The sequence below is a fragment of the Anabaenopsis tanganyikae CS-531 genome, assembly GCF_029891675.1.
Classification (GTDB): domain Bacteria; phylum Cyanobacteriota; class Cyanobacteriia; order Cyanobacteriales; family Nostocaceae; genus Anabaenopsis; species Anabaenopsis arnoldii.
Genome location: NZ_JANQDF010000133.1, coordinates 1 through 6488 on the forward strand (window position 1 = coordinate 1; position 6488 = coordinate 6488).

Below are 6488 nucleotides of genomic sequence, written 5' to 3' on the forward strand. Positions count from 1 at the left end.
TTTCTACTATCAACTGCACTAGGCATCCCCCCGTGCCATTGACATCACTTATATAATACCAATGTGCTTTCATTTAGCGATTGCTACACACAGATGCAAGCTCTGCGTAGCGATCGCCTGTGCCAGTTGCGTAAGTCCTACAGAAAATTTCCCAGAATTAGCTACTAAATTAAACCGTCCTCTACATCCGCCAGGTCGTGATATTCGTTGCATCATCTCAGTAGGTATGCTCACGGAAGGATGGGATACTAACACAGTAACTCATGTGATTGGGATTCGTCCTTTTATGTCCCAACTTCTCTGTGAACAAGTAGTTGGGAGAGCATTAAGAAGACGTAACTATGATTTAACTGAGGATAACAAATTCGCTGAAGAAACAGCAAAAATATTTGGCGTCCCCTTTGAAGTCATTCCTTTTAAAGAAAACCCATTAGGCGCAAAGCGAAAACCAGAAAAACGTCACCACGTTTATGCAATAGCTAGTAAGTCACAGTACAGAATCGAATTTCCTAAAGTCAAAGGTTACACCCAAGCTATTCGCAATCAGGTAACTGTAGATTGGGATGTAATCGCCAAGCTGGAAATTAACCCATTTAAGATAGCGCCAGAAGTACAAGTTAAAGCCAATATTCCCAACAATCAAGGGAGATCAAGTTTAACCGGACCAGGGAAACTTCAAGGTATGAACCTCAACCCATACCGCAAAGATAAAAGGTTACAAGAATTAGTCTTTGATTTAGCTAGAGATTTAAGTGTAACCTACGCCAAGTCAGATAAATGTGAAGCTCCTCCCCATATACTATTTCCCCAATTACGGAGAATTTGCGATCGCTACATATCGGAAAAAGTAGAACTGGTTCCCCCAGCAGATAAATTAGATGTTTTTGTTTCTCCTTACTATGGTTGGTTAATAGAGAAATTAACAGAAGCTATTCATCCCGACACCGGCGCAGGGGAAGCTCCGGAGGTTCCAATTTATGAAGCACATCGGGGGAATGGTTCAACAGATGATGTTAACTTCTGGACAAGTAAACCAGTGCGAGAGGTAATTAACTCTCATATTAACTATGTTGTTGCAGATACTTGGCAATGGGAACAAACAGCAGCATATATTATCGATACCCATCCCGCTGTAGGGGCTTTTGTCAAAAACGCCAGCTTAGGCTTTGCAATTCCCTATTTTGATAATGGAGAAGACCACGATTATATTCCCGACTTCATCATCAGGTTTAAAACACCAACATTGAGTTATTTTATTCTGGAAACAAAAGGATGGGACCCACTGCGAGATGTTAAGAAAGCAGCAGCGATGAGATGGTGTCATGCTGTTAATGCCGATGGTAAATATGGTTATTGGCAGTATGCTATGACTGGATTAAACAATGTAAAACAGTTGATTGATGAAGCTGTTGCAAATGTATCTGCACAAGCTAGCTAAGATGTATTTTCTTTTTAGAGAACAGGGAACGGGGAACGGGGGGTAAAACAATATTTGATACACTGAATATAAGATGTTATCTGCGATACCACCGCTTTAATTTACAGGGGTGTGGGTGATCAGGTTAACAAAGTTTTATCAAGAAAATGTTGCATTTTATCCTAGAAGAGTTACTATTAATATAGTGCAAGGAGTGGTACCAATTCGCTCAAGGTTTGTTCCAAGTAATCCTGGAAATGCTCGGCTTACAGTAGCATTGCAGTCTTTTAGTTAGGTATCAAACAAGTCGAATGGTATTAACTTTGACAAAAAGGCAACTGCTAGCAGTTGCCTTTTTGTGTGTAAAAAATTTAGGCAAAACTTTCCTGGTCCCTTGTCAGTTAGCCTTGGTCTCCAGTATTTTAAACTGATATAAAAACTATGACTGGTAAATTAATTATATTTGAAGGAGTAGAAGGCTGCGGCAAAACTAGCCAGATGCAGCTTTGCGCCCAATGGTTGGAGAGTCTGGGTATTCCTGTACTCATGACTCGTGAACCGGGGGGAACCGAGTTAGGCCTACATCTGCGCCGGATTTTACTCAAAAACCCAGAAAATCTACCCATCTCTCAGGTAACTGAATTATTATTATATGCCGCCGATCGCTCCCAACACGTTGCACAAGAACTTAAACCACATCTAGCAGCAGGAAAATATATACTGTGCGATCGCTACACCCACTCTACCACTGCCTACCAAGGTTATGGTCGGGGTTTAAACATCAACTTAATTAATCAACTCAACCATATTGCCACAGATGGTTTAGTAAGTGACTTAACCATCTGGCTAGATGTTGATGTGGAAGTGGGACTAGCTCGTAAACAAGCAGCAACGGGGGGACTAGACCGCATTGAGCAAGAAACAATAGCCTTTCATCAGCGTGTTCAGCAAGGATACGCAGATTTAGCCGCACTCTATCCCTCTGAAATTGTCCGGGTAGATGGTAGTTTAACCCCAGAAGCAGTGCAACAAGTAATTCAGAAAATATTACACCAAAGGCTGCAACTGTTAAATTGCACTTAACAAGGCTGTAACTGTGTTAATAAAAGGACAATTTCATCTATGGATTGGCGGACAACTCTAGCCGGTTGTTCATAATGATTGACAATAATACTAAAAGCCAAAGGCTGATAATTAGGACTATTCACATATCCTGATAGAGACACCACCCCAGTCATTGTACCTGTTTTTGCCTGGACAATTCCCACAGCGGGAGTGTCCCGCAGGCGATTTCTTAAAGTACCGCTCACCCCCGCTACAGGTAGGGAAGCGCGAAATATTCCTGCTAGTGGTGATTTGTCCATGGCCTGTAAAGTCTGCACCAAGGCTTGGGGACTAATTAAGTTTTTGCGCGATAATCCAGAAGCATCTACTAGTATATAACTACTAGGGTCTACTCCTAACTGAGTTAAACTATTCTTGACAACTGTTAAACCTGCATCGGCCGTAGTTTGATTATTTTCTCCCGGTTGTTTAATTGCTAAAGACCTGAGTAACGCTTCAGCATACAAGTTATTACTATTGACATTTGTCTCTATTAATAGTTCAGACAAGGGGGGAGACTCCACTGCTGCTAGTTCCTTTTGGTTTTGACTACCAGTACTGTGAGATATATCTTGTACAAAAATTCCTTCCTTAACCAAAGTCTGGCGGAAGTGACGCAGGAAATGCTCAACGGGATTAAAAACGGCGATCGCCCTGATGTTAGGGGTGGAATTTACAGCCATCTGTCCTTGAATGTGCAATACTGGACCGTGTAAGCTGCGGCTGACTCTGAGAAATCCCGATTCATTTTTTTGAGTAGTCACAGAATTATTTTCTACTCGCCACATAAATGCATCCGCTGGTTCATTCCACTTCAGTTGTAATGGTTTACCGACGGTTTGGGGCGAAACTTGAAATACAGAAGCATTTTGATTGAGAATTAAACTGCTGACTGGTGCGCCATAATCAGCTGCTAAGTCTTCCCATTCCCAACTGGGATTGACAATATCCCCTTGAAAATAACTATCATCAGCAATCAACTGGTTGACTTGAGTAATACCCTGCTGGCGTAACTGCTGGGCTAATTTCTGCAACTGCGGAATCTTTAAACTGGGGTCTCCCCTACCGAAGACACGCAAAACACCCTCCCCATCTTGATAAACGGAGGTACGAATACGAAAATTACCACCTAACTCTTGTAATGCGGCCGCTGTTATCAGTAATTTGGTGTTGGAGGCTGGGGTAAAGTATTTCTCACCATCTCGCTGATAAAGTGTTTGTTGATCAGCCATATTTTTCACGATAATTCCCCACCGCACCCGGCTAAATTCAGGCCTGTTGGTTATGGTTTCTACCTCTGACTGGAGTTGGGTAGAACAAATTGTTTTCCCCGTGGGTGTGGTTGGTGCTTGTATCTGTGCTGTCGCTGTTTGGGGGGTGATGGCAATTTGGCTACTCAGAAATAACAGCAGCAAGCCAATGGTAATTTTTTTAGACATAAATGTAATTTGTAATTCTTAAGTTTCTGTGACAAAAAAGCAGAGGATTGGTTCCTCTGCGTATAAATACCGTTAATTTTCCCTTTCCCCTAATATTAGGTTATGTGGATGGTCAAACCTCTGTAGTGCAGTCCTGCTCCTTATAATTTGGTTCCACATTCGGAGCAGAACTTATGAGCGGGGTGATTTGTTGTCCCGCAATTGCTACAAGTAATTGGTTCTACTCTGGCTTTGGCTGGTTGCATAGGTAAACCAATCATTTGAGCGTTGCTTTTCCCAGGGGCTACCATTGGGTAGCAGTTTTCATCTCTGGTGACTTGGACATCAACCACCACCGGGCCATCATGTGCCAGCATTTCGGCGATCGCATCTTTTAATTGATCACGACTACGAATTACCATGCCCTTAATCCCATAGGCTTTTGTCAAATACTCAATATCCGGCATTCCTACTTCCATATTAGAGCATGAGTAGCGCTCACCATAAAAGGCTTGTTGCCACTGGCGCACCATTCCCTGCCAACCGTTATTTAAAATAACTGTCTTGACATTAATCCCGTATTGTGCTAGCGTCCCCAGTTCTTGTAAACACATCTGAAAACTAGCATCACCACTAATACAGATAACTTCCTCATCTGGAAATGCGACCTTTGCACCCATAGCCGCAGGGACTCCAAAACCCATAGTTCCCAACCCAGCGCTAGAAATCCAGCGTCTGGGTCCATTCTTGAGGAATTGCGCCGCCCACATTTGATGTTGACCTACATCTGTAGTGTAAAAAGCGTTGGGGGCTTGGCGACCAATTTCTACAATTACCTCTTGGGGGGAAATACTATCGGGATGCTGAGGTACTTGTAAGGGGTAGTCTTGTCGCCAACGGTTAATTAAATTTAACCATTCTTGGTTTTTATGTGGTATTTGCTTGATTCCCCCTTCCTGACAGCGACGCAACAGGTCTACCAACACATGGCGCACATCCCCCACGATTGGCACTTCCGGGACTCTATTTTTACCTACTTCTGCCGGGTCGATGTCGATGTGAATTACTTTGGCATGGGAAGCAAATTCATCCAATTTACCTGTAACACGGTCGTCAAATCTAGCACCAACGCAGATTAATAAATCGCAATCTGTCACTGCAAAGTTAGCGTAAGCTGTACCGTGCATCCCTAACATTCCCACAGACAGGGGATGATGTTCATCGAATGCACCGATACCCATTAAGGTTGTAGTCACCGGGATATTAAATAGTTCGGCTAGTTCCTTAACTTCTGCGTGTGCGTTAGATGCGATCGCCCCACCACCCACATATAATAAAGGGCGGTGACTGTTACGAATTAACTGAATTGCGGCGTTGATTTGTCTGGGATTCCCCTTAACCGTAGGACGATAGCCGCGTAATTTCAGACTTCCCGGTTCCACTGGTACATAGTCACATTCTTCTAAAGCCACATCTTTAGGCACATCAATCAAAACAGGACCCGGTCGTCCCGTGCTAGCGATGTGGAACGCTTCCGCCACAATTCGCGCCATGTTTTTCGGGTCACGCACTACATAGGAGTGTTTGACTATTGGTAGGGTAATTCCATAAATATCGGTTTCTTGAAATGCATCCGTACCAATAGCAGCCCGTGGCACTTGTCCTGTAACTACAATCATGGGAATCGAGTCCATATAGGCTGTAGCAATGCCTGTGACTAAATTCGTTGCCCCAGGTCCAGAAGTGCCAAAGCATACTCCCACCTTTCCAGTAGCACGGGCATAGCCATCGGCAGCGTGGGCGGCACCTTGTTCGTGTCGTACTAAAATGTGCTTAATAGCACCAGTGGATTCTACTTTGTAAAGGTCATCGTAAATTGGGAGGATTGCCCCACCAGGATAACCAAAAATGTATTCAACTTCATGGCGCAAAAGACTGTCAAGCAGTGCAAAACCACCAGTTACACGCTTGGGCGCGACGACTGGCGATTGACCAGACTGATTGTGATTTTCGGTTTGTGGGAGACTAGTTAAGGATGGCAAGCGCACGGTCACGGTCAAACCTCAGACGATAGCTAAGTTAACGCGTAAATTCTGTATTTAGTATTCCATTTTAATGTAAAACTTGAATTTAAACTGTCCAGAAAAAGATAAAGTTTGACATATAGCAAGAATTCCTGACATTAAACCACCGGTGAACACCACTTTTAACTAAAAATATCATAAAATATCATAGCCATATATTACCCATGTCCTTTGACAATCTCTGCAAGCTACTATCAGAAAAACACCCCCAAAGGTTCGCCAGTTGGGTATTAGGGACACCGCAAGGGGATGTCACAATTCTCAAAACCGAATTAAGCATAGAACCCATCCGCGCCGATTATGTCACCTTTTTACAACTGCAAGGCAGGATTCTACATTTAGAATTTCAAACCAAATTAGAATCCACACCACCCCTACCACTGCGAATGTTAGACTATTGGGTAAGGTTGTATCGCTTGTATCGTTTACCAGTGACACAAGTAGTAGTATTACTGCTTCCTCCCC

Annotated in this window: 4 protein-coding genes and 1 pseudogene; 3 read left to right on the top strand and 2 right to left on the bottom strand. The window is 43.3% G+C overall.

Annotation, left to right across the window (positions count from 1 at the left end):
* Positions 1–61: 61 nt before the first annotated feature.
* Together NWP22_RS12995 and tmk are read left to right on the top strand one after the other, a co-directional pair.
* Positions 62–1438, top strand: coding sequence for a hypothetical protein (locus tag NWP22_RS12995; protein ID WP_280801978.1), 1377 nt, complete (start codon positions 62–64; stop codon positions 1436–1438).
* Positions 1439–1858: 420 nt separating this feature from the next.
* Positions 1859–2500, top strand: a complete 642-nt coding sequence (tmk, locus tag NWP22_RS13000) for a dTMP kinase (protein WP_271732855.1) — start codon at positions 1859–1861, stop codon at positions 2498–2500.
* Here the strand turns inward: tmk and dacB are convergent.
* Both dacB and ilvB read right to left on the bottom strand, forming a co-directional pair.
* Entirely contained in the window at positions 2497–3960 is a 1464-nt protein-coding gene (dacB, locus tag NWP22_RS13005; protein WP_280801979.1) for a D-alanyl-D-alanine carboxypeptidase/D-alanyl-D-alanine endopeptidase, read from the bottom strand. The two genes, tmk and dacB, sit on opposite strands and share 4 nt — an antisense overlap.
* Before the next feature lie 140 nt (positions 3961–4100).
* Positions 4101–5993, bottom strand: a complete 1893-nt coding sequence (gene ilvB / locus NWP22_RS13010) for a biosynthetic-type acetolactate synthase large subunit (RefSeq protein ID WP_280801980.1) — start codon at positions 5991–5993, stop codon at positions 4101–4103.
* A 194-nt stretch (positions 5994–6187) separates the two neighbouring features.
* Between ilvB and NWP22_RS13015 the strand changes: the two are divergent.
* A pseudogene (locus NWP22_RS13015) lies at positions 6188–6488 on the top strand (hypothetical protein); the annotation flags it as partial.

Coding starts and splice junctions, on each gene's coding strand:
- NWP22_RS12995 (WP_280801978.1), top strand. CDS start 62: ATGTGCTTTCATTTAGCGATTGCTACACACAGATGCAAGCTCTGCGTA.
- dacB (WP_280801979.1), bottom strand. CDS start 3,960: ATGTCTAAAAAAATTACCATTGGCTTGCTGCTGTTATTTCTGAGTAGC.
- tmk (WP_271732855.1), top strand. CDS start 1,859: ATGACTGGTAAATTAATTATATTTGAAGGAGTAGAAGGCTGCGGCAAA.